The organism is Micromonospora sp. MH33 (assembly GCF_003013775.1).
GTDB lineage: Bacteria > Actinomycetota > Actinomycetes > Mycobacteriales > Micromonosporaceae > Micromonospora > Micromonospora fulviviridis.
On the sequence record NZ_MUYZ01000650.1, the window covers coordinates 1 to 1,115 of the forward strand.

Here is a 1,115-nt window from a genome sequence, read left to right on the forward strand (position 1 = left end):
CGCCGTCGCCGCCCACCTGGCCGCCGCCACCGGCGGCGACCCGGTGCACGGCGTGCTCTCCCTGCTCGCCCTCGCCGACGCCCCGGTCGACACCACCGAACCGGTGCCGCCGTTCCTCGGCCGCTCCCTCGCGCTGGTGCAGGCCCTCGGCGACCTCGACGTGGCCGCGCCGCTCTGGTGCGTCACCCGGGGCGCCGCCGGCACCACCCGGGGCGGCGGCGCCGGCCGGCCGGAGCAGGCCCTGCTCTGGGGACTGGGCCGGGTCGTGGCGCTGGAACACCCCGAGCGCTGGGGCGGCCTCGTCGACCTGCCGGCCACCCTCGACGACCGCGGCTGGGACCTGCTCTGCGCCGCACTGTCCGGGCTGGACGGCGAGGACCAGCTTGCGGTCGACGGGGCCACGCTTCTGGTCCGCCGCCTCGTCCCGGCCCCGGGCGGCGCCGACACCGACGACCCCACCCACCCCGGCACCACCCTCGTCACCGGCGGCACCGGCGCCCTCGGCGGGCAGGTGGCCCGCTGGCTCGCCGGCCGCGGCGCCGAACACCTGCTGCTGGTCAGCCGCCGCGGACCGGGCGCGCCCGGCGCCGCCGAGCTGGTGCGGGAGCTCACCGGGCTGGGCGCCCGGGTGACCGTGGCCGCCTGCGACGTGGCCGACCGCGCCGCCCTGGCGAAGCTCCTCGACGAGGTGCCCGCCGAGCTGCCCCTGACCGCCGTGGTGCACGCCGCCGGCGTCCTGGAGGACGGGGTGCTCGACGGCCTCACCACCGACCGGATCGCCGCCGTGCTGCGCCCCAAGGCGCTCGGCGCGCTGCACCTGCACGAGCTGACCGCCGACCGGGAGCTGCGCGCGTTCGTGCTCTTCTCCGCGCTGGCCGGCCAGCTCGGCGCCGCCGGGCAGGGCAGCTACGCCGCCGCCAACGCCTACCTGGACGCGCTCGCCGAGCAGCGGCACCGGCAGGGACTGCCGGCCACCTCCGTCGCCTGGGGGCCCTGGACGGCCGGGGGGATGGCCGCCGCCGACCCCGCCGTCGAGGAACGCCGCCGCCGCGCCGGCGTCACCCGGCTCGACACCGACCTGGCGCTGGCGGCCCTGGCCGGCTGCGTGGCCCGCC

1 protein-coding gene is annotated in these 1,115 nt (G+C 80.1%); it reads left to right on the forward strand.

The window, feature by feature from the left end; translation table 11 throughout:
* A partial coding sequence (locus tag B0E53_RS36675; protein WP_146167981.1) for a beta-ketoacyl reductase occupies nt 1–1,115 on the forward strand: 1,115 nt, incomplete at both ends.